We start from the raw sequence: 24253 nt of genomic DNA on the forward strand, positions 1-24253 counted from the left end.
GGCTTTTGGGAGGGCTGTATACTCTGCCAATTTCAGCACTTTTCTAAAAATATGCTCCTTTAAAACGGAAGGCATTTGCTCAAAAGTGGTGATATTATTTAAAAGGTAAAGCCATTTGTCAAAGTTGGTTTTCAAGTCTTTCTCCTGCTTTCTGAATTTTGGTAATTCTAAATACACAAATTTCAGTTTATCATAAAAGACCTTATTTTTTTGATTCTTAAGCTGTACGATATGATGGAAATCTTCATCTTTTTCATCAAAAATAAAATCCATGATGGAGATCACATAAACTGCTTTTAATTCATAATCCCACCCTTTGCCTCTTTCTGCTTGTTCTTGAATCGGGAAGCTTGAATAATAGATCGTCCGATCCTTAAAGTGTGTTTGTTCTGCACGTTGTAACTCCACGATAAACTTTTCGCCTTGATCGTTTTCACAATATAAATCATAAATGGCTTTACGGTCTGTATTATTTTTGGGTAAGTGTTCCGTGGGTTTATACGTCAGATCATAGATCTGATCTTCAGCAGGTAATACCGAGTTCAAAAAATCAATGAGAATATCTTTATTGGCTTCTTCTCCAAATATTTTCTTAAATCCGAAATCCGTAAATGGATTGATATAACGTGAAGTGCACATAACTGTTGTTCGTTTATGGGGTAAATATAGTGAAATTTTGGTTTGAATTTGGGGATAAGAAACCCACACAAGTGTTTTGGTCTTGTAGGGGTTGGTGTTTTGTAGTGATAAGTTAGAAACTTATACAATTGGACAGTTCTAAGTAACGCCTACTACTTAGAACAGTGTGTGTGGGGGGGGGTAACGCTTAACATTACATACAATTAAATCAACAACAACTTTCATAAATAATAACCTGATTATTATAATACACAATACAAATATTTGAATTCCCAAAAGCATAACAAAAACCAATCAAACCTTTATTATTTAAACGAATATCATCCCAGGTTTCTCTACTACATTGTGAATAATCCTCATTATAGACATAATTATTTTCAATTGGAGGTTTTATAAAACCTTCAAAAAAGTCTTCAAAAAACTGATTTAAAATCTCCTCTTTTGTGTATTCTTGAGTATCATATAATCTTATTATATTATCTAAATAAGTTTCATTACTGTAAAGTAAAAAACCATCATTAGAAAAAATTTTAAAGTATACTTTTGCTGTCTCCAAGCTATTGCCTTTGACTTTTAATTCAAAAGTATCTTTTATTAAATTATTTGAAAAATATCTTTTTTCTACTTTTATATGAAAGGTATCACTCATTTTATTTGGAGTGGAATAGAAACAAATAAAAAAAAGTATTATAATAATTATTTTCATGATTATTTTTTTGAGTTGATGTGTAAATGTGAATGTTTTTTAAATAATCCGTATGTATTACCTCCGGCTTCTTTCACATATTTTCTAAATTCTTTAAACACTTTGTAACCATTTTTAGCGTCTTTGCTATGATGTAAACCATTTATTCTAGTAATATCTGCTGCTCTTGCTCCATTCTTTTCATAATGAGAACTTGATGCAAACCACCAATTTGGAGTTCCTACTGAGATGCTATGATCACCATTTGTTGTACAACTAATCTCAATTGAATTAATACACATCCCACCTTCATTTGCCAATTCAATAGATTTTTCTAGTAAACTTATTAGAGATGGAATTACTTTATTTATTGGAGACTCTAAATCACTACTTGTTCGACCTTGATAAGTAATTGTAGTTATAATTTCTGAATTATCTTCATCTACATTATCAATTGTACTAGGAATATAGTCTCCCCCTTTATAATTCCATTTTCTAAGTATTTTTGATTCTATGTATGATTCCCCGGTACCTTCATTTATTCCATATTTAATATACTCCCTTCCTGAAGCTTTCTCTACAGGTATTAATGCTTGTCCTATTCGAATAAATTCTTGATATCCTGTACCAATTGTTTTTGAATTAAATGTCTTTTTAATCTTTTCATGATTTTCAGGAATAAAAATTATATTTAGACCTAAACTAGTAAGTTGCTCGTTTACTTCTCCTATTGTCTTAGCATCATAAGAATATTTTTTTGCCATATCATTCCTTACTATACCAATTGTTGTCTCATCCCCATATTTCCCTATATATTTTCCATCTGGTGTAAATAAAAATTCTGCACCATCTAAATCAACCCCATCAATTGGTCTACTTTCTGCAAAAGCATAAGTACTATTCCAAGGATAACTCCTCGTCAACGGATCCACACTCAAAAACTTCCCAATCACTGGATTATACACCCTAAAGCCATAATCCTGAATCAGCTGAGAACTACTTAAATCTGTATCGTTTTCTTTACCGTTAAATCCATATCTGTACTTTTTTCCACCTTCTACACCACCCCAGCTCCGGTCTTCCATGGTAAGGCCAAAGGGGTAGTAATCACTATAAGAAAGAACGTTACCAGCATCATTGAGGGGCACTAAAACATTACCAAGGTGATTACTGAATTCATATCGGCGCTGCCCACTGCGGATTGCAAAGAGGTCTTCCTTCTCATTCGCTTGGTTCTGCCCTAAGCGGGAACTACCGTAGATGGGGATTTCTGAAAGTTGTTCATTGCGGATGATACCCATTGTGTTGCCACTGGCATCACGAATATATTAAAAGCAAATTGTAAGATGAAACAAGCCAACATATATCAGGATAAATTGGTTTATTTTGTTGTGATAAGTTATAAACTTATTCCATTGGGTAGTTCTAAGTAACGCCTTACGGCTTAATACTTAGAACAGTGGGGGTGATATTAAAATCTAACCTCAGAACTATATCATTCATAACAGTGAATAAAGTAAAATTGATGTACTTCTTAATCACTTTTTTATTCTGTATATTTGAATATAAGTAAGTCTTGTATAAGTTTTAAAAATGTAATATTATTATGAAAGTTTTATTAGACATCAAAGACAGCAAAGCTGCATTTATCATGGAACTTCTTGATAATTTCAAATACGTAAAAACGGAAACATTAACGCCTTACAAGGCTGAAGTGTTGAAAAGTGTAAAACAGGCTGTCGAAGAAATGAAGCTTGTGAAAGAAGGTAAATTGAAAGCTACTTCTGCTAAAGATTTATTGGATGAGTTATAATGTTGCGGTTATTCCTAATTTCAAAAAGGAATTAAAAAAATTAGCTAAAAAATATCCTTCCATAAAGGAGGATTTTGCTAAACTCATTGAAAAACTTGAAGTAGACCCTGAATATGGAACCTCTTTAGGAAACAATTGCTATAAAATCAGAATGGCTATTTCTTCCAAAGGAAAAGGCAAGTCAGGTGGTTCAAGAGTAATCACCTATGTTTAGGTTGCCGAAACTTCTGTTTACCTCCTTTCCATTTATGATAAATCTAGTAAAGAAAATATCTCCGATAAGGAACTAAGGGAATTATTGGAATATATTCCTGAATAAACATAAACCCCCACAAGTGTTTTGACTTGTGGGGGTTTATGTTTTGTTGTGATAAGTTAGAAACTTATACAAGTGGACAGTTCTAAGTAACGCCTACGGCTTAATACTGAGAACAGTGGGAAATCAATGAGAATATCTTTATTGGTCTCTTCTCCAAATATTTTCTTAAAACCGATATTTGATAATGGATCGATATAATGTGGAGTACACATAACTGTTGTTCGTTTATGGGGTAAATATAGTGATTTTTTGATTTGTATTTGGGGATAAGAACCCCCCACAAGTGTTTTGGTCTTGTAGGGGTTGGTGTTTTGTAGTGATAAGTTAGAAACTTATACAATTGGACAGTTCTAAGTAACGCCTACGGCTTAATACTGAGAACAGTGGGGGATATACTTGAGATAATCGGAGCGCTTAACATTACGAACAAACAGGTAATTTATTTAAAAAATTCATATTTAACCCATTTTATAAACTCTGGTTTTTTATTACCCAATACATTTTTCTTCTCTAAAAAATCTTTTTGTTGAATAATTTTATACAATTGAAATCCATATTTATCCACAAGTTTTGAAATACACTTTTTAGCGTTATCTAAATCATTTTGTAAAAAATAAACAATTCCTAACTTATAATAAGATGCCATATGTTCTTTATTTAAGTTAATAGATTTTTTGAGATTGATTATTGCCTCATCATAATTTTTTGATGATGATTGTAAAAGACCTAATTGATAATATGCTCTGAAGTTATTTGCTTCTATTTCTATAGATTTTTTGAGATAAAATAATGATTTTGCATTATCAATATCCATTAATAAAAAACCTAAAAAATTACATGTATCAAAATTTGAATTATCTTTTTTATAACTTATCTCTAAATTAACTATAGCTAATTCTTGTTCGCCTAAATACATATGACCAGTACCTTTGTAAAAAAAGGAACGTGATATAAGTTTATCATTGTTGTAAAGCTTGATTATTGGTAATAATTCTATGGCATTATTACTGTAATTAATCATTTTCTTATATTCCTTATTATTCATAGCATCAATAGCATTATTAATACAATTGTAATACTTAAAATATCTTGGAATGTTTATAATCTTGAATATTATTTTTTCCACTACTGAAAAATATCTTTAATTATATTAACAGCTTGGCCTATTCTACCAACCTTTGTTTTATTTATTTCAGTTTCAGGAGAAGCAGGTGCTCCCGCAGCTCCCATAACTTCAGAGGTAAATTCAACTATAGAGTCATAATTTTCGATAACAAAAGCTTCAAATTTAGCTCTAAAAGTTGGCGTTTTACTTCCACTACCACCTTTAATTAACTCATTCTCATAAACACCTTTAATCAAAAATGAATTATCTTTATAGATAATTTCTCCTTTACTAATTATTCCTTTACCTTCTAACTCTGAAATTAAACTATTTCCTAATTGATCCCTAATCACATCAGATTTATTCATAGAAATCTTTTCCATTTGCTTGTAAATTCTTAGGATTGCAGAATCAGATAATTTAGCAATAGTATCTGAGTTCTTTAAAACTAATTTTATAGGTTTTGTAGCAAGATCTGCAAAAGGAATAAGTGAAAAAGCACTTAAACCTGCTTGAACATATTCACCTTTATTAAATTCGTCAACAGCATTATACCCATCAATTCCTATGTCTATACCAGGAACAAAACTTAGAAGAGTATTCATCTCTTCTCCTTCCCTCTTTATTTGTTCTGGAGATAGTCCTGATAAAAATAGTGCATCTGGTGGAGGTGTATGTTGATGAAAATCACTAGACGGTATAACTAAACCCGTACTAACATCTAAATAAGCTTCTTCTAAACCATCTAAATCAATAAATTTAATTGGCTTATTCCCCGCAAACTGATAAGGCGTATACCAAGGATAAGATTTAGTAAGAGGATCCACACTCAAGAACTTCCCAATCACTGGATTATACACCCTAAAGCCATAGTCCTGAATCAGTTGAGAACTGCTTAAATCCGTATCGTTTTCTTTACCATTAAACCCATAACGGTACTTTTTTCCACCTGCTACACCACTCCAGCTTCGGTCTTCCATGGTAAGGCCAAAGGGGTAGTAATCACTATAAGAAAGAACGTTGCCAGCATCATTGAGGGTCACTAAGACATTACCGAGGTGATTACTGAATTCATATCGGCGTTGCCCACTGCGGATTGCAAAGAGGTCTTCCTGCCCATTATTGGCTTGGTACTGCCCTAAGCGGGAACTACCGTAGATAGGGATTTCAGAAAGTTGATCATTGCGAATGATACCCATTGTGTTGCCACTGGCATCACGAATATACAAGGTTTTACTTGAATTATTTCCTCCAGTAACAATTTTTGCGATTCGGTTACCACTCGCATCGTAGCGGTATTTTACATTAGTGCCTGTATAACTTGTTTCGTCTACCTTCCCTTGAATGTTCCAAGCGATGGTTGTACCTTCTGAAACATCGTGAATTAAATTACCGATCTTATCATAGGTATAGTTGTTGGGAGCTTGGTCTTTAAAAGAAGAGCCACTGACTGAGTTATCGACAAATTCCAGGCGGTTTTTATTGGTAGTATTATAGTTATACGTTAATTGATGTAATGCCCCACCTGTAGTATTTGCTCTTGTAAGGGTTTGTAGGTTACCATTACCATCATAGGTGTAGGTTCCTACAGTTCCTGAAGCATTACTCGCAGTTCGTATTCTATTGAGCTGATCGTATTTATAATTCAACGTATGACTAGTAAACGATTGCGGTCGGGCTGTCTGATCCGAAGGCAGTTTGGTCGTCATCTGAGCGATATTACCATTGTAAAGACCATTACTGATGCTTTTATTAAAGTCTTCGTGAATTGTACTTCCTATCCCTTGGTAATCGTTTTCATGATACCCCAAAGCATACGCAAACACATCATTGAACTGTTCTTGGCTACCAATATTCACCCCTTTGATCCATCCTTCTAAGGTATAATAGTAATCTACAGATTGGAGGGCTTTTTCTCCCAGCACTACCCTTGCCAAAGGCCCATGAGGATAATACACATAATAGGCTTCTTCTTTCCAATCAATATCATTGGTAGAAGTGGCTACCTCTGTCAAGCGGTTATCCCCATCGTATTTATAAAGATGAATAAACTGATTGCTTTTCCCTTTCTCAAAGTAAACTTTATTGACATTACCACTCAGCAGATCATATCGGTAACTGATTTTTCTAACGACCTCAGTATCTTCCGGTATGTGCTGATAAAGAAGATTTACATTGCCGTGCGGATCATAATCATACACCGTTATGGCTTTTCCATCTGTCAATACATCACTTTCACTTTCTACCCATGCCACTCGGTTTTGGTAATACAGTCCTTTGTACTCTTCATCTAGTTTGATGGCGTTTCGGATATCTGTTGGAAGTCCTACTGTGTCATCATAGTGCGTTATTACACGTTGAGAAAGGTTTACCTCTTCAGATGGAAAATCTAAAGTATTAATTTGTGAAAAAGTAGGTACTGAAGTAGATGACAATTCCCCTGCCTCAATCACTCTGCCCAATCCATCATATTTGGAATAAGAGTAGGCATTTTCATCTTTCTGCTTGGCATTTTGAGAAAAACGCAAACGGCCCAATCGGTCGTAAAAGAACTCCGTTTTACCAGCATCTGGAGTAGTCTGCCATACCAACTGATTTAAGGAGTTGTAAGCATACTGAGTGACCATGGTATGGTGCACATCGTCCAAGTTTCCTGAGGTATAATACTTCACCCCTTCAGGTGGTACAGTCATGGCAAGGTTACCCGCCAGATCGTAGTAATAGAGCGTATAATGTTGTTCTCCAATAGCGTACGTTGCCTTTAACGACTCATTGAGTTTGGATTTACACTTTTGGTAAGCAATTTCTATTTGTTCTTTAAGAATCCTTTCTACCTTGATTTGGGTCTCTCTTTCAATCAACTCTCGATAGAAACGTTCCACCTCTTCGGTACATTTTCTTTGTTGAGCCTCGTTACTTAAAGCTTCGTCCAACCAATCTTTAATCTCAGGGTCTCCTAAAATATGTTGTTCAGAATTGATGTACTCATAATATCGATAAGGGAATGTACAGCTGTACTTATCAGTAAATAAACTTTCCAGTTGGTCCCCCTCCTGCAAGTTCATAATTCTCACTTGTGTAGAACCTATTCTCCCTACTACAGTACCTATTTGTTGATTATTAAAAGGCCAAAATGCCAATAGTGTAGGATCCGTTACTTCTATCCCTTCATAGTTTTCGACTCTTCTCTTGTAATATTCAAAAAATAATTTTTCGTTTTTAGTAAAATTGGCAGAAGTGAAAAATAGTGCTTTATTACCAATAGATATGTCAGAAAGTTTACCTTTATAAGGCTTGGCGTCAAAACTTTTTACTCTAGGTCCACCACCGATAAATAAGTTATCAAAATGATTGGTCGTTTCTTCAACAGTACAGGTAAATGCGTTTTCTACATCAAGGTTCTGATAGACGATCAATTGATTACCCTTTCGGTTGATTGAGATATAGTTGGCTGCACCACAACTTCCTTCCAAATCATTGAGTGGTACTCTATAACCTCTCACTTCCGAAAATCTCACCAATAGATATTTATGATTACCTCCTTCGTTGAGAAGCTGTAGTTCTAAACCATTTTCGGGGTAAGTGTCCAGGTTACTAAAAAGTAAACGATTGCCTGAGGTTTCTTGCATGTCTGGCTCAAACCTAAATTCAAAGCGAAAATCTGTTAACGCTATCTTTTCAGTATTTTTTAAATACAGATAAGGCTGATCTGCTTCTTCACCACTGACAAAGTTTAAAGGGTAAACCCAATAATCACGGGTTTTGACTTTTGTTTCCACCATTGAAACAAATTCTTTAAAGACCGTTTTGTCTTTATCCAAATTACCTTGAGCATCTGTTGGGAACAAACATTCTTTGATTTTTGGTTCGTCAAAGTTGATGTTTTCAAAATAAGTTGATAATGCTTCTACCAACTCCACATTGACGTTCTCTCCGGCTGTAAACTGATCTAGATAAGGGTTTTCTGTAGAGTAATGGTCTTGAAAAAAGTTCATTAATCCTATACTGACTTTTTCTGCATCTCCTTCAGAAAAGGTAAATAATTGATCGTCTTTACAGGCTGATACCAAACTTTCTAGTTGAAGCGTAATCCCTTGAATTCTTCCGTCCTCATTAGTGGTTGGTATTCCAAATAAATTAGCCTCAATAGGTTCGCCATTCGCATCCAAATCTGGATCATAATACTCTTCTTTCCAATCTTCTTCCGATTTATGACGGTTTTCTTCTTCATAAGGTCCTATCTCCTCAATAAAGAACTTTTTGAAATCTTCTTCATTGAACCCATGCTTGTATTTCTCTTCCTCCGAGTTTTCAAAATTAGCACTGATATCGTTTTTACAAGCGTTAAAAAGATGAATTCTTTTTTGTAATGTATATTCAGTGACAAGCATTGCAAAGATGTCCTCAAAAAAGATATTATCTTTTAGCTCTTTACTATTTTCACTTTTTAATAATTGGCTTCTATAGTAGGTTTCAAGGTCTATTGTTTGTGACAATTCATCTTTTATATAAGTATCATGATTCACAATGGCATCAATATACTCTTGAATAATCTCATCCTTTTCGGTGAACGACATCTTGTCAATCAACTCCTTTATTTTCTCTAATTCTGTATAATCATTTAACTGACTTATTACCAAATTAAGAGCCATATCATATTTAAAAGAAACTATTTTTTCTTTTTTCCATGTCCTTATTTCTTGCTTGTGGATATCGATATCATCAGGTGTGTATTCATTGTCAAACAATGTCTGGACCATATCACTGGCATTCTCTTTCGCTCCATTATCTTTGGTAGGATTATCGGCTTCATACAAATAAGCAAAGGATGGAAATTCGGGGTTTTGTTCGTCTACCTTTACTTCCTTTACTCTATCTTCAAGGTTGTCAACAAAAATTGTATTCAAACACTGTTCTACCTCTGCATTTTTAGCCTCCTCATAAAAATCTTCTAATTCCTTTTTTATGCTATTGTAAAAGACACTATTATTAGCAGTATAATTATCATAAATTACATTCTCTATACTCTCCTTATCAACATGTAGTTTTTTTGTAACCGTATAGGTATCTATAGGTAGATTAGAGATTGTTTTTAGCTGCTGTTGAACAACATTGATATTGCACCCTGTTTGGGGTTCATTGTTATACAACCATTCGCTTAGTTGTTCACCACCTTCTTTTACCAAAGAGATCTTTGTACCGTAGGAGTTTCTAACCTCTATCTCAATGGTATATTGACAACTCGCACATTCATTCTCATTTAAAAAATTGCTAAACGTTTGCAATTCTGTATGGTAATCAAAAGTAATGGCCTGTCCCTTACTGGTGATATCAATTTTATTTTTGCTAACTTTTACACCTCTATCATCAAATTTGCCTGTCTTTAAGTTGTAAGTAGTGATTTCATTAATGTACTTCACATTTTTTTCCTGAGGTTTCAGGGGAAGATTATCCATCGATGAAGGAGCATTAATTCCTAATGAAGTTGCAATCACCCGATCATATTGATCAAAATACGAGGTAGAAACTTGGCCATTGGGGTCCAAGGATGTTTCCTTTCTGTAATTACCCACAGGCCCTACAAAGTTTCCAAAAAGTCGTTTTAGTTCTTCTTCATAGACCTGACCGTAAAGTTTCTGAGTCGAAGTTTTCTCTTCTCCAACACCAATACTTCTGGTTACTCTTCCAAACTGATCCTGAGAATATTCTGTACTAGAGTAAACATAACCTTTGGCATCAGGAATATTTTGAATGATTTCATTATCAACACCTCCAGCTTGCTCACTATTAATCAACTTATCAGAATAATAATTACTTGCTAATCCACCTGAAGGCCCTAAATATTCTTGTTCTTTATCAAGTCTTCCTTCAATCCATTTCAAGTGATCAATAGAAGTGTTATTTCCTCCAACAAAGAAATTGGCATTTTGTTGATATTCAAGCTGATGATTACTAGAAGGAACAGGTAATAATTGTATTGTGGGTCTACCTTGAAGGTCATAAAACTGTTCACTTACTAAAGTCGCATTATTGTTAAAATTGGTGGTATAATTAACCACAGATTGTCTTTGTTTCAAAGATTTATCCATGTAATTAATAACCGTTTTGTGCTTTCCATCTTCAGCAAAAGAAGTTACCTTTTGCCAATTATACCCCGCTGAAAAAGTATCTACCCTCTCTGAGATATAGACCCATTTGCCGTATACTATATGATCAATATTGATAACGTGAGCTGTATTTGCTCTCACCCTCATCAATACAATACCTTTAGGAAATTGAGTTCCCAAAAGATAATTACTGTCCTTAATACGTACTCTTGCAGGGTCTTTCTCTTTTAGTGCATCTGAAAATTTAAGGGGATCACTTTTTGAACTGATTTTATCATACAAAGACAATTCTCCTTCTTTGACACCTGAAGCTTCTTCTACAAAAATCCATTCTAAATCATAAGTCAAAGCCCCATTTTTAGACGCCCATGTGAGGCTTATATTTTCCCCTTCTTCCGTACTTTGCAACCCTGCTACAGCGGAACTAGTGTACCATTCAGAGATATCAGTAGGAACCTCTGATTTCTCATCATTCTCAATACTTTGTTCTAAACCTTTGTATTTGTAGCGGTTGATTTGTAAGGTGACTTTATGCCCTTGAGGAAATGAATTACTCTGCGTTACATCGTCTATTCTTATCCTGTAATCGGGATGTTGTTCTTTGTTGACTTTATAGGCTTTAAATAACCAAGTGTGTACATTATTGGCATTATCACCCCCTATCTCTAATTTGATATCCGATTCTAATACACTTCCACTATTGTCTAAAAGTGATAATTTTAGCGTTAATGTAGGCTTAGACTCCAAATCTAGTAAAATAGAGGAGTGATCATTATCATGATAGGATAATGAAAGACTAAGAATATAGCTCTCCGATTTATCCGTACAACAATCCACCCAAATCGGATAAATATCGCCTTTACTTAAACCTTCATTATTGACGTCAATTGCATCAGAAAAGAGGTTTTTATTCGCTGATTCAAAGTAATTATCTTTTGTGAGATGTTCCAATTCAGCATCTGAAATATCGAGATGTACTTCTTGCCCTAGAAGAGGTAGGGTGAGACCAAAAAGTAGTATTAGAATTAACTGTGTCTGCTTTATCACTGTAAATGTCGTTTAGTTCTTTGAATTAAGTCTGTTCATTATTGAAAAGTAGAACTGATTTGATAATCAAAAGGAAATGAATGCTCCTCGGTAGCTGGAGTTGGATTTCGTAATTCCTCGCTTACTCCCAAAATATGAATCCCATTATTTACTTTCTCAATCGTAAACCACAACGTAAGATAGGGTGCTTCTTCTCTTCCCCACTCCGATGATTTTTTCTCTTGAAATCTGCAGATATAAATTCCTTCATCTACAAAAGAGATGAAATGGGAATAGTTTTGTACCGTAATATTCTTTTCTTTTTCAAGAACTTCATACTCTTCATTATTTTCAACTATATCTTTTACCGCAGCATTGAAAGATGATTCTGTAATTTTAGACTTTATCTTTTTATAGGGGTAACTCTCTTTTTCTAACCAAATGACATCTTTAATCATTGGCATTTCGTTTAAGTTACTTTCCCAATCCAATCTCAATCCTGTAGGGATATAGGTATAACTCATACTTTTTCTATAAATCTGACTTGGATTAGTATTTAATTCAGGCAAGTCCAGTACTATTGTTAGGTCGGAAGAGTAAGTATAAGCATCTCCTTTTTTGGTGCCTTCCAATACTATATTTCCCGACTGCGTCAATGGAGGGACTCCATTCCCTAAATCTAATTGGTAATTCTCCTGACTGAGATCTTTCACATTGACCTTAATAGGATTACCATCTGGGAACCTTGAAAAGGTAATATTATCCGAAGCGACCTCTTTGAGTCCTTTAAAATAACCTGCCGTACATCCTTGATTTGTCACTACTTCAAAAAGATCATCAGGCTGAGGTGTCCACATATAGATATGCCTTATCTCATCGTCTAGAGTACATTCATATAAGCCATCCTCATTTAAAACAGACTCTATATTATCATCTGTAAATGTACTATTTTTATATTTCCAAATACCCTCGAATAGAGGTGGATTTTCTTCTCCTCGAATATGAAATACCCCATAGTCAATGAATTTGTCATATATGATATTAACTGTCTTGAAAAAGAAACCATCAGTACAATTTTTAGTATAATAAAACCTCAATTCATACTCTCCAAAGGATGTAATTAAATCTGAATTTAGAGTACAATTGACTCCACTACTAAATCTATACATTTCATCACGTTGATTATCAGGATGTAATGAATCGTCAATCAAGTCACCATCAGTAAGAATTAAATACCAACCAATTACAGAATTATGATCTGTAATGGTGGGTTGTAAATTATAAGGAAAGGCATATTCATCAAACTCATAACTTGAGTTAATTCCTGTTATTTCTGGTTCTTTATTTACATGTCTTACAACAAATTCTTTATATCCTATTTGACAACCATCTGCATTATATGCAACAATTCTAAAACCGCGGTTTCCATCACATGGAATTGTTTCTCTAGATATTGTGTAATCAATTACATTACTTTCTGATGCATATATTGGCGTATCATTATTCCATGAAGGCACAAAAACTGCATAACTCTCCATATTATTAACTTGGGCTTGAATAGTAATTGATTCTTGATTACCAATAATTTCATAATTAGGTTCTATCCCTTCTATTTCGGATCTACTTGGAGGTTCAGGTCTTGTAAAGGTAAAGGTTTTTGCACCTAATAGTACTTTATATTCTGTTGATTTATTTTGAAGACAAATACCATAAGTACCACTTAAATCAGTTGAATCGGTGAAATAATCTATGAAATTGTTAGGAACGGTAAATGGATCTCTATCATCCTCTGTAGAATCATCAATAAAAACATCTCCCAAAACACTAATAGTATCATTACTTGCCACTTTGTACCATACAAGTTTTGTATCATTGGGTAGGTCATCATGTTCTCCTACGTTACTTATGGAAAACCTATGTGTCTGGTCACATGGATTAGTAACACTTGTTGTAACTGTAAGAAATGATAGAGAGTAAATTGAATTAACAATAGGCTTACCGCCATAACTTTTTGAATAATATGCTCGTGTAGGAAGAACAACAAGACTTTCATAAGATACTTCCCCATTTTCATTCTCCCAACATATAGAAGTCATAAATGGACCTGTTTCTTTAGGAATTTTACTACCTCCTGTTACTTTCCACGGGTCAGCAACAATCTCTTTACAGAAATTATAAGCGGTGTATTTAACAGTTTCACCAATATAATTATGACTATTCCCCTCAATAATAACAGGATCACATTCTATGATTTCACCTTCACCTGAAGGAGGCGCCTTAAATGGAGTGACCTGCGCTACGGAAGTAAGTGACAGTCCAACTAATAAAAAGATTAAAGTAAGAATTTTTTGTTTATTCATCTTTATTGAGAAATTTTAGATTGAACCTCTTGAATTGTCATAACCCCTCTTGTTGTTTCTTTGCGAAGTAATTGTAAATTACCTTCCTCATCATAACTGTAATAGGTCGCAAAGTTGTTGTCATCTGATGTCGACATCAATCTGAAGTTAGCGGGGTGATAATAAAAAGTTTTCATCGTTCCTGCAGCTGGGTAGATTCGTAAATCGTCTAGATAAACTGTTTTACCATTCGGAGAGAAACTTAATGTTAAACCTTGAAAAAGTAACGTTTGCTGATAAGTAAATACTCCTTGAATTCTCTGCCAACCTTCTACAATTGGGCCTTCAGGTTGGAGTGTTTCTCCCTCCACTTCAATCTCAAAATAGTCGCTAAGCGTAGCTATTGCTTGTTGTTCTGGGGCATCTGCTCCATCATGGATTTTGATCCATGCCGAAATAACATACTTTTTACCTTTTTTTAAATCCAATTGTTTTAATAAGACATCAGTAGTGGCACCTAATTCTAAAGCATGCATACCCGTATGAGAATTACTATTGTTAATTTTGCTTACTAAATCATTTTTATGGATTTCAATTTTACCTTCCTCATCCATTTTATAGGCAATGATTTCTCCTTTCCAATCTTGAAGTTCTTCCATTCCGAAGCCATCTAACCCTAAAAGAGTATAACGCCATTTATCATTCTCTTCTTTACCTCCTTCTTTCTCAAAATCTATATTATTCTCAGGGGTAAATAGATAATCAAATTCACAACTCACTAAGGCTTTATGGGTAAATAGTGAAGGCTTATTATTCCTATATTCTACTCCTTTTACCATCACAATAGATCTATCGTACCTTAAGAAATCTTTAAGGTTTTCTTGGTGTTCACCTACCACTGCTATTAGTCCCTTTCCTGCTACCACTGGTATTCTATAGGTAAAATAATTTGAAAAGAATTGATCTTTTTCACCTTCTTCAAAACTAGTAAAAAAGAGTTCCTCCTGTCTTGCATTAGCTCCTACTGCTTTTACAAAATATCCATTGTGCATATACAACGCTGTACCATGTATATCCAAAGCGTCTTTTTCTTCTAGAGTTTCTCCTCTTTTGTTGTACTTGGTCAATGTATTTGTCTTAATCCATCCCTCTTCATTTGTGGGTTTTAATTCCGCATTTGCCTCCCAAGTCATCCCTTCTACAGGCATAAGCCCTTGTTTTCTAATATCAAAGTTTATCGCCCTTGTGGCTGTATAAGCAAAAGACTTGTCCATTCTCCATACTCCGGCTTTTCCTCCAAGCCAAGGAGACATATTATGTAATTGGGTCAACTCATCACCGTGTAAGCCATCCATAACCCAAGCATCAGAGAAACTCATTGAAGAAGTAGATAAACCGTTTTTGTATAGGTATGTATTTGCAACCGTTTCCTCCTCAATATTAAATTTAAAATCTGCTGGAGCGGAAAAATTAGTAGAAGTGCCTCCGCTTTTAAAGCTTGTCATAATCTCAACTGCTTCATTAAAGCAACCATCAGTTTTTAACTCATAATCAAAATTGTAGTTAGGATTGGAATGACCTTCCACTATTTGATAGTCTATCTTTAAAGTAACATCATATCTCTTATTAGATCCATCAGCATCTTCTGCATAGTCAAAAATAAAAGTCTCATTATTACTTGGGTTTTTCTGATTCCCTTTTACAACATCATCACCTGATTCAGTTTCCGTTTCCCAATGATAGGTAATGTCTACTCCTTGTATGGAGGTGAAATATTTGTTTACAAACTTATACTTATATGGGCATATTACACTTTGATGTATGATTGGCTTACCCACAAATATTATTCTTAAGGGATCTGATCTCAAAATAGAAGTTTCTGCTACTTTCTCAATTTTATTAGTCTCCTTATTTACCTTGTATTGATAATATTCGATGGACCTATAGACTAGAAATTCTTTTTTAGTGATTTTACTTGTAATCTGAAAATTATCATTTTCATTGTCTATATATGTAATACGTTCTTCCAAATTTTCTTTTGTATCAGTAATATCTACAAATGACAACCTACCTTTGTAGTCAATTTTACGATTATCGTCCTCATTCAAAAAGTCCTTTTTTATGAAATCACTGATATAATAAGTATAATCGTTTCCTCCTTCCACTTCAAAAATATTTTTCACTTCAGCCTCACCTCCATTATTACTAAAAGGAATAGGTTTTGATGGGTACGATGTGATTTTTTTTACTGTTACTCTTTTATCACTTTCAATATCTTCGTATTTAGATCTAATTTCAATCCAACTTTCTCCTAAGTAATCATTCGCTGAAATAATATCTGCATCGGATAATTTTATTGGATCTTGATAATCAGAATTCTTATTTTCATCTATTTGATCTATCAGACTTGGATCATAATCCCAACGATAATAGTTAATACCATAATGTGGCCCCGAACCCTCTCCATATGAGTATAAGAGATGATCTTTTAGTGGTGCCTCTTGACACAAAACAAGAGGATCTTTTTTTATAAACCTTGGGGGCTCAAGAGATTCAAGACAAATAAAAACTTCAAATGTTCGAGTTCCACTTCCGATTTCAAAAATCCCATCAGGTTCGATCGTAGAGGATGCTGTTAACTTAAAAATACCTCCATTTTTAAAAAAATCTCCTTTAAATTCTAATAAACCATTCTTGACTTCTATCGATTTACTTGGGTCAGAAAGTGGCTTTAAAATATACTTTTCATCAGAAATAAGATCACCGGATTTAATGTGTAATTGAATTTTATTCCCATAGAAAACTTTAAGAAAGTTTTTCCTACTGTCCTTGTAAGATGGGAAATCTTTTAACTCTGCATCACACTCTGTATTGTACCTCAAGGCTACTGACTGAAAATTATCTCTTGGATGTAGTGAATACCCACTTTGAGCAGTAGTACAATAATCATTTTCACTTTCATCACAAATATCACATTCATTGGAAGGTCTTGGTTCTGGTGTATGAAAAACATTAAATTCATAAGACCTTTCACCTGATATTTGTTCATCGCAATAAAAAAATTGATGCTTTAAGAGGTAACTACCCCCCTTAAATATTCTAAAATCAGACAGGTCAAAACTATCATATACAGCTGTAGAAGAATTGACAGGCTCATATTCATTTTCACCGTACCTGTAAAGTATAAAATTTTCTTTATCAAGATATTTTGTGTCTTTGGGTTTATACTTCTTACTGTAGTCAAAAGAATAAACAATACTACCACCTGAGTTAGGTGTTGTACACGCTATCTGATTGTTATTGTCTTCTAACTTTGTTAGTTGTTCATTAAGAAAGTAATCACCCGGTTTTGTTTCTTCAGCGTCAGGGTCTAATTTATATGCTGTAAAAATTATATCACCAGCTGATTTCTCACTTTCATTACCATTACAATCAAATTTATAGTTGTGAACTAGCTTATACTCACCTGGTTGTCTTATTATAAATTCACTCAGGTCAGTTCTGTTCCATTCTGCTATCGATTCATCTGTAATTAATGCTGATGTTATATTGTTATAAAGTAGAAATTCATGCTGTGTTACAAAATCTTCACCTTGATCGACTTCAAAACGATTCCCTAAATCAAGTTCACACACAAAACCAATGTTTTTATTGTTACTCACCGGATAGGAAAACTTCAATGATTCAGTATCAGGACCACTACAATATACATATTCTGTTACTGATGCTTTAGTGGAATTAATAAATGATGCCCCTCCATCACAATTTTTCAAAACAGCGTCTATCAATTCAAATGTTATCACATGATTTTCACCTGCATCTTCAGGTTTCCATGTAACTGTCAAATATTTTCCTGATTGCCCCGTTACTACAATTCCATCTATCAACCATCGCGAATTTATAAGTTCAACTGTGTTACAATTTCCTGGGGCTGTAAACTCTACAGAATAAAGCTTTGTCTGTCCTTCCACTGCCTTAACATCTGGTCCTGAATAAATATGAACCTCAACATCTACTTCTTCACAAAAACCGTTGAAATAATATAGATTTAATATCAATACCAATAATATTCTATTCATTTTTTATTCAAAACTAGGTGACACAAAATTTCTCTCACTATTTTTAGAGCTCGGATCATAATGTTGGGGATCTTGCAATAGAGCCATTTCTTGAAGTGTAACTTTCTGTAGGTTTCTATTTCCGGAGCGGACAATTTTAAAGTTCCCCTTAAAACCATTTTCGAGATCTATATCCGTGACATTTAATACCTCAAAGCCGTGATATCCTTTTACACCATTACCTGAGTTTGCTCTATTTGTATCGCCTATATAAACCAGTTTTTTAGGAGCTCCATCACTTGTCAATAATATAAACTCATCCCCTTTTATTAACTTCCCTTTTAATTCGTCTTTGATCTCCATTACAAAGATGTTTTGGTTAGGGTCAATATTAACTGCCCCTTTATCTTCATTTATTGTTGCAGTTCTCTTTTCAAACTTGACTAATGTACCTTCAAATGTGAGATCTTCATTGACTGACGCTTTTCCCATTCGTGGATATATTTGATAGGCAGGAGTTTTTACATTATATACAAAATTGATATTATCGTTTTGGGATGCATCTTCATCATTATAGTATTGGGTAGAGTTCTTAGTTACCAAAACATCACCCGTATATTCATCCCAATAGAGATTTTCTTGAATTGATGTTCTGCCCTCATTATATGTTTCTATTTTTCTTAAAATTCCATTACGGTGTACCACTTTATTTGAAACAAAGGTTTTAGTTGATTCTATATTTTTCAATATATTTGGAACTACCATTGGAACAGGAATTGTAAATAATGCCATAATCAAGTCAACATTAAAGTTCAAACCAGTAGAAGTTTGCTCCGAATAATAATATCTAGTGTCAATAAAAGCATCTATCTTTATTCCCATATCCCTGTTTTTAACAGTTGGTACATTGTTGATAAAATCTATGGTCTGAACTTTATTATCTAATTCCTTGACCTCAAGATCTTCACCATAATAATACTTTACATATGTGGTTGCTTCATCTTGAATAGTACCATCTGCATTTTGATCATAAAAAGCTACTTCCTTTTGTTTGCCATGCATATCATTAAGCTCAATACTGTAGCCTTGATTACCTTCAAACATTTCTTTCGTTTCGATGTAGACAAATAGAAAATCTTTGGGATTATCGTGATATGGGTGCAGAGTTGTCTCAAATGTTTTGACAGGGAAATCTTTTGCTGTATAAAATCGATGTACTGATTTACCTTTTTTACTTCTATTAAAGCTGGAGAAACTATTTAAAAGAGAAATTACCCCAGAAGAGTTTGATTTTACATTTTTTAAAAGGGAGGGTATTCCCGTTGCCTTTGCAGAAGCAATATCATAGACCTCTACACTACTATATCCCACTGAAGCAGAGGGGAATAAATTTTCATTTACAGGTAATTCAAAATGTGAATATTCACTGTTTCTCATTGCGATCCTTCTTTCCGTGTGTATCGCTCTTCGCTGTGGTATTTCTTCACCACCAATCAATGGTTCATAAGCTGCCACTCCTGTACTTTCTAAAACCCCATTTACCTCTTTTCGATAATTATATACTTGGCCATATTGTACTTCTTCATCATTCCACCCATCATACATTGTTAACTGAGCGACTCGATGTCCACCACCATATTTAATAAGAGCTGGCTTTTTATCCTTTTCTTTATAGGAAATAATACGAATAAATGAATGATTATCGTCTAAGTAGCGACCTATACGCTTATAATAACATGCACTGTAGAAGCCTTTTAAGAAGTCTATTAATTGATTTGCGAGTTGGGGTATGACTGTAAGATGGTTTATGAGTGTTGAACCAATACTAGTATTATTGTCTAAAAAATTATTAATAGCCAAAAGGGTAGGTTCTGATTTCTGAATGTATTGCCAAGCAGCCATACAAAATGGATGATAACCATTAAATGTTTCTGTGGCAGCAATTCTTTTAAAAACGATTTTAGGTTTACCGTTGACAAAAGATACATCTTTTTTTCTTAGGTAAGCATATCCCATAAAATCATTTTGCTTTGTACGTGTCCAATTTGCATTTAGTCGTACATTAAATGCGACCTGTGCTAAACCGTTTGCATCAAAATCAAAAAACTTTTGAACATCTGATGATGATTTTACCCATTCCGGCACATCAAAAGTGAAAGCTGTTTGAGTATCTTCATCTCCTATTGGTTGACTTTTTTGTGATTCGTCAAAGAACTTTAAAGAAGTCATCACCATTGCTTCTTTATCTTGTACATACGCATAATCATCTGATTCATATTGTATGTTGAGCACTGCTCCAGAGGGTAGTGTAATTCGAGATAAATTCCACAACGAAGCATTTTCTGCTAATTCATCAGGAAACTCTTGTTCAGTATAAGGAAAAAATATAGACTTTAATTTATTTCTTAATTTTCGATAAGTTCCCCATCTATCCTGATGTTCTGTATTATATTCATTTTCTTCACCTTCATTATATTCAAACCTATAAGGGTTTAAAGTCCCTTTATTTGAATTGCCATAGGTATAATGTAATGAATACAGTGTCAATTTTCCAGATTGGTTATCTGCTTCTTTCTCATTTGTTGATTCATAATTGTTTGGAACCCCCTTACAAAGTGAATATTGTTTTCCATCACCTTTATACGTAAAATGCATTGTTTTTAGCGGAATACCATCAATTCCTTCCTGTCTTGTGAATAATGAAATTTTATCTAATTTCATCTGATGATCCCTACTACCTGATGTTTCAAAACATCCATAAGCACTATAGGCATCTTTTCGTTTTGATATTGAAAATTTCGCAATATGTGTAGCCGTTTCCACTTGATCAAGATAATAGATTTCTTTTGTCCCGTACATGAAAGAACCTTTATCGTCTGCAAAATTACTTAGACTACCCGGAGAGTAATTCATTCCTACATAAGGGGCTCTCCATTTAAAATTATCTGCATGCTTTTTATAGCTAAATTTCACCCAATAACCTAAATCATCTTCGGTAATACCATCCCCTTTTAAATCAACATAATCTGGACCAACGATCCCTGTCAATAAATGAGCGTAAGTATAAGCGGGCGTAGAGATGACTCTTTTGTACTGATCTGTATTACTTACTTTTCCACTTTGGCTTTCAACATTAACAATCGATGAATTGATATCATTTATCTTTTTACCTGCAACACTCAGTGTATATTCTTCTTTTGTCTTGTTATAAACCGGTAATCCATATATATATCTAACACCCGACTGATTTGTTGTTATAAATGCTCCAATGTGATGGTCTTTGTAAATTGTTTCATTTTGTCTTTTAAACTCTACACCATCCACCATGGTTTTCAACTCTGGGAGTAGGTTTTCATTATCTTTTAAATATTTGTTTTCAATTGGGATTATGGAGGTATTAGAATTAGTAGCACTTAATTGATTTAAAACTTGTTCTTCTTTATGAAACCTCTCTAAACCTTGTTCAGAATTAGTATTATAATTAGCAACTTCAGTATAAGCTAACTCAGTATTATCACTTTCTTTAGGAAAATTATCTGAGTTAAATATGTGAGACTCTCCAAACATTTTAAACTTTGCTTTTCGATCAATAATTCCATTCCTTTGAAACTCCAATTCTTTTTCAACCCATCTACGTGATTCAGAATTCGAAATTACTGCTGTCCCACTTACACCAAATTTCTTCAAACCTATATCTAGACCTGCTTTTCCCAACTTGTAATCCGAATCTTTAAACTGATCTCCTAAGAAAGGTATATAGTTTAATTTCGGTCGAAAAGTACCTCTAATCCCCTGTCCTGAAACACTATAAATATCAAATGTCAACTGAGGACTTGATAAATTAGTCATATCTTTTGTGAGCATTTGATCCTTTTCTCTATTGAAATCTTGAAGTAACAATGGTCTTACCGAAGATATAACCTCATCATCCTTAGTATCATTATCTAATATTTTCTTCACTTCAGCATCATAATAAGTTCCATATGCTTTTACCTTGAAGGGAGAGTCATCAAAAATAGTTTCAGTATAATACCCTGTATATTTTGCATTGCCAAACAAGCCAACAAAACTTTTTCCTGTTTTTACATCGAAATAAACTCCTGTTGTTGAAGAAGGAGATGTGATCGATGGGGTAAATGAGGAATTTGCAAAACTAACTGAAGCACTTGATGTACCCGTGATATATCTAACATCCTTATCCTTTTTACCTTCATCATTTGTTTTTTCTTCTGAGAGATCTTCGCTTGTAATTGATAATTGTAAATCAGATCCACCCTTTAAAGAATTGAAACTAAAGCCCGCATTTAGATTAAATTGTATATCACCAATTTTTTGCATATAACCAGCATTTGGTGTCAACGTGACACCAGATTGTGTGTCAACAGATACAGATGTACCAACACCAAATCCCGTATTTCCAAGTTCTGTAAGTATATCCATTCCTACATTATACCCTAATCCTCGGTAAGAGTTATAATACATCCCTAATGAACCTCCTACTAGTGGAAAACCAAACCCTTCCAAACCTCCACCGGCAGTTAAACCTATTGTCCTATCTGCTTTTATTGAAGTCTGCTGAGTAATTTCATCTCCTTTAAAATCATCTGGTATCCCTCTTACTTGTCTGTTAATTGCTCCAGGATTCAGCGTCCAACCTAAACCTACCCAACTAGCTTCCTGATCCATACTTACACCTGCTGAATAAGCTAAGTTAAATGGATAGCCACCATTAGGCCCAGGAAGTTCAAATAAAGGTATATTATAATTAAAGTTTCCACTAAACAGATCTACCATATCATTAGTAGAGGCCGCTGTAAAATTTTGTATTTCGGGTTGGTTAGGCCCTGTAGTCAATGCCAATGTTTGCAGTGGAATAAATAATGTTTGTATAAAATTAAATAATAAAAATATGGCAATGATTCGCTGTATTTTACGCTTTCGAAGTATGTTTATCATTTTTAATCTTGTTGTTGAAGAGTTTTATTCGTAGGTAATCCGTTTAATGGATTTAAGTTGACATTAATTTTCACTTTGGTTGTCTCCGTACAATTTGTAAAAAGCATTTCCTCATGTACTTCCATACAATTATCAATTACAATTGCTTTAATGTAAAAACCTTTTTGAGCATCTACCAATAAGTCTATGTCCTTGAATTTAGTTCGATTTTTCTTATGATAGGGTTCAAATAACAGGTTTTCTTGTTCTATATCTTCGGAAATAATATAGGTAATCTCATAAGGAGGGACTCCTCCTTTAACATCCGTTTCTAACTTAAAAAATGATTTCTGGTTTTCTTCACAATCTAAAGAAATCTCTTCTAAAGAAGTAGTTGGGTCCAATGGTAATGGAAGAGAAGCGTAAATAAAGTTTAAAGTACAAATCTGACCATATTTTTCTTTAATCTTTAATCTATAATTATTCCCTCGTTCCAAAAAATCATACTTTTTCAGAAATAATTTTATATTATTTTCCCCTTCAGACAGATTAATCGAATCACTTCCAACTTTTTCATTCATAGTTGTAAAAAAATCAACATTTATCTTCTCATTACCTAAGCGGTATCGTTCAATATAATTTACTAATATTGAATCCATCACGGGTTCATAATAAGAGATTATTTCATTGGGTTCTAAACGGATATAGTATATATTTTCAGCAGGTCTTATTTGAGAATAGACACCGCTATGTATGATACAAAAAAGTAGTAATAGAATGTATTTTCTCATAGGTCTAAAAAATTGAAAATCCTAGATTGAAATTCCATGTTTCATCGATTGAAAAATCATTTTTCTTCTCAAAAACATTGTATTTCATTGCAAAATCAAGATTGAAAACACCAAGTATTGGTATTTTTATAGCTGGCCCAATTAATAGTATGTCTTCATATTTATTATAATTTGTTTGTTCCATAGTTCGCTCTATTGTATTTTCCATAATGTAGTAATCAACTACAACATAAAAGTACTTTAATTTAGGAATATTGTATTTTAAAGTACTTTTTGATGCTACCTTCAAAACTAATTTCTCTGACACTCGATTCATCTTAACATTAAGTGCAACGCCTGTCTCCACCGAAAAAGATTTAAGAAACTTTACCCCAACTGTAGGCTCTACACTAAAGTCCAATGAATCATATATAGTTACCCCATCAAAACGGACTGC

12 protein-coding genes are annotated in these 24253 nt (G+C 33.7%); 2 read left to right on the top strand and 10 right to left on the bottom strand.

The window, feature by feature from the left end; translation table 11 throughout:
* The 3 genes from PL77_RS15705 to PL77_RS15715 all read right to left on the bottom strand — a co-directional run.
* Positions 1 to 639: Rpn family recombination-promoting nuclease/putative transposase (locus tag PL77_RS15705; RefSeq protein WP_044207258.1), on the bottom strand; the 639-nt coding region annotated here is incomplete at its 3' end.
* A 208-nt stretch (positions 640 to 847) separates the two neighbouring features.
* Positions 848 to 1345, bottom strand: coding sequence for a hypothetical protein (locus tag PL77_RS15710; protein ID WP_156152392.1), 498 nt, complete (start codon positions 1343 to 1345; stop codon positions 848 to 850).
* Between the two features lie 2 nt (positions 1346 to 1347).
* Complete coding sequence (locus tag PL77_RS15715) at positions 1348 to 2625, bottom strand: RHS repeat domain-containing protein (protein ID WP_044207262.1); 1278 nt, start codon at positions 2623 to 2625, stop codon at positions 1348 to 1350.
* A gap of 305 nt (positions 2626 to 2930) precedes the next feature.
* Here PL77_RS15715 and PL77_RS15720 point away from each other — a divergent pair, with 305 nt between their 5' ends.
* Positions 2931 to 3137: a hypothetical protein gene (locus PL77_RS15720; RefSeq protein ID WP_044207264.1), complete on the top strand. Its 207-nt coding sequence runs from the start codon at positions 2931 to 2933 to the stop codon at positions 3135 to 3137.
* The gene (locus PL77_RS15725) at positions 3127 to 3351 is read left to right on the top strand and encodes a hypothetical protein (RefSeq protein WP_371199227.1); all 225 of its coding nucleotides are present in this window, start codon (positions 3127 to 3129) and stop codon (positions 3349 to 3351) included. Before PL77_RS15720 ends, PL77_RS15725 begins: the two co-directional genes overlap by 11 nt.
* A gap of 544 nt (positions 3352 to 3895) precedes the next feature.
* Here the strand turns inward: PL77_RS15725 and PL77_RS15730 are convergent.
* The 7 genes from PL77_RS15730 to PL77_RS32020 all read right to left on the bottom strand — a co-directional run.
* Complete coding sequence (locus tag PL77_RS15730) at positions 3896 to 4501, bottom strand: tetratricopeptide repeat protein (protein WP_156152393.1); 606 nt, start codon at positions 4499 to 4501, stop codon at positions 3896 to 3898.
* A gap of 80 nt (positions 4502 to 4581) precedes the next feature.
* Positions 4582 to 11715 (bottom strand): RHS repeat domain-containing protein, encoded by a 7134-nt coding sequence (locus PL77_RS15735; protein ID WP_156152394.1) that lies wholly within the window; start codon positions 11713 to 11715, stop codon positions 4582 to 4584.
* Positions 11716 to 11753: 38 nt separating this feature from the next.
* A complete protein-coding gene (locus PL77_RS15740; protein WP_044207273.1) occupies positions 11754 to 14054 on the bottom strand; it encodes a hypothetical protein in 2301 nt (766 codons plus the stop codon).
* A 2-nt stretch (positions 14055 to 14056) separates the two neighbouring features.
* Positions 14057 to 18112 carry a hypothetical protein gene (locus PL77_RS15745; RefSeq protein ID WP_044207276.1) on the bottom strand — a complete coding sequence of 1352 codons (4056 nt, stop codon included), beginning with the start codon at positions 18110 to 18112 and terminating at the stop codon, positions 14057 to 14059.
* Positions 18113 to 18115: 3 nt separating this feature from the next.
* On the bottom strand, positions 18116 to 23047 hold the full coding sequence (locus PL77_RS15750; RefSeq protein WP_156152395.1) for a hypothetical protein: 4932 nt from the start codon (positions 23045 to 23047) through the stop codon (positions 18116 to 18118).
* A 2-nt stretch (positions 23048 to 23049) separates the two neighbouring features.
* Positions 23050 to 23817 (bottom strand): hypothetical protein, encoded by a 768-nt coding sequence (locus PL77_RS15755; RefSeq protein ID WP_044207281.1) that lies wholly within the window; start codon positions 23815 to 23817, stop codon positions 23050 to 23052.
* A 4-nt stretch (positions 23818 to 23821) separates the two neighbouring features.
* Positions 23822 to 24253: hypothetical protein (locus PL77_RS32020; RefSeq protein ID WP_044207283.1), on the bottom strand; the 432-nt coding region annotated here is incomplete at its 5' end.

Source organism: Flammeovirga sp. OC4, from assembly GCF_000812565.1.
Lineage (GTDB): Bacteria > Bacteroidota > Bacteroidia > Cytophagales > Flammeovirgaceae > Flammeovirga.

What these genes read in the sequence shown, in the direction of transcription:
- PL77_RS15720 (WP_044207264.1), top strand. Translation starts at nt 2,931, where the DNA reads ATGAAAGTTTTATTAGACATCAAAGACAGCAAAGCTGCATTTATCATG.
- PL77_RS15710 (WP_156152392.1), bottom strand. Translation starts at nt 1,345, where the DNA reads ATGAAAATAATTATTATAATACTTTTTTTTATTTGTTTCTATTCCACT.
- PL77_RS15745 (WP_044207276.1), bottom strand. Translation starts at nt 18,112, where the DNA reads ATGAATAGAATATTATTGGTATTGATATTAAATCTATATTATTTCAAC.
- PL77_RS15715 (WP_044207262.1), bottom strand. Translation starts at nt 2,625, where the DNA reads ATGGGTATCATCCGCAATGAACAACTTTCAGAAATCCCCATCTACGGT.
- PL77_RS15750 (WP_156152395.1), bottom strand. Translation starts at nt 23,047, where the DNA reads ATGATAAACATACTTCGAAAGCGTAAAATACAGCGAATCATTGCCATA.
- PL77_RS15730 (WP_156152393.1), bottom strand. Translation starts at nt 4,501, where the DNA reads ATGAATAATAAGGAATATAAGAAAATGATTAATTACAGTAATAATGCC.
- PL77_RS15740 (WP_044207273.1), bottom strand. Translation starts at nt 14,054, where the DNA reads ATGAATAAACAAAAAATTCTTACTTTAATCTTTTTATTAGTTGGACTG.
- PL77_RS15725 (WP_371199227.1), top strand. Translation starts at nt 3,127, where the DNA reads ATGAGTTATAATGTTGCGGTTATTCCTAATTTCAAAAAGGAATTAAAA.
- PL77_RS15755 (WP_044207281.1), bottom strand. Translation starts at nt 23,817, where the DNA reads ATGAGAAAATACATTCTATTACTACTTTTTTGTATCATACATAGCGGT.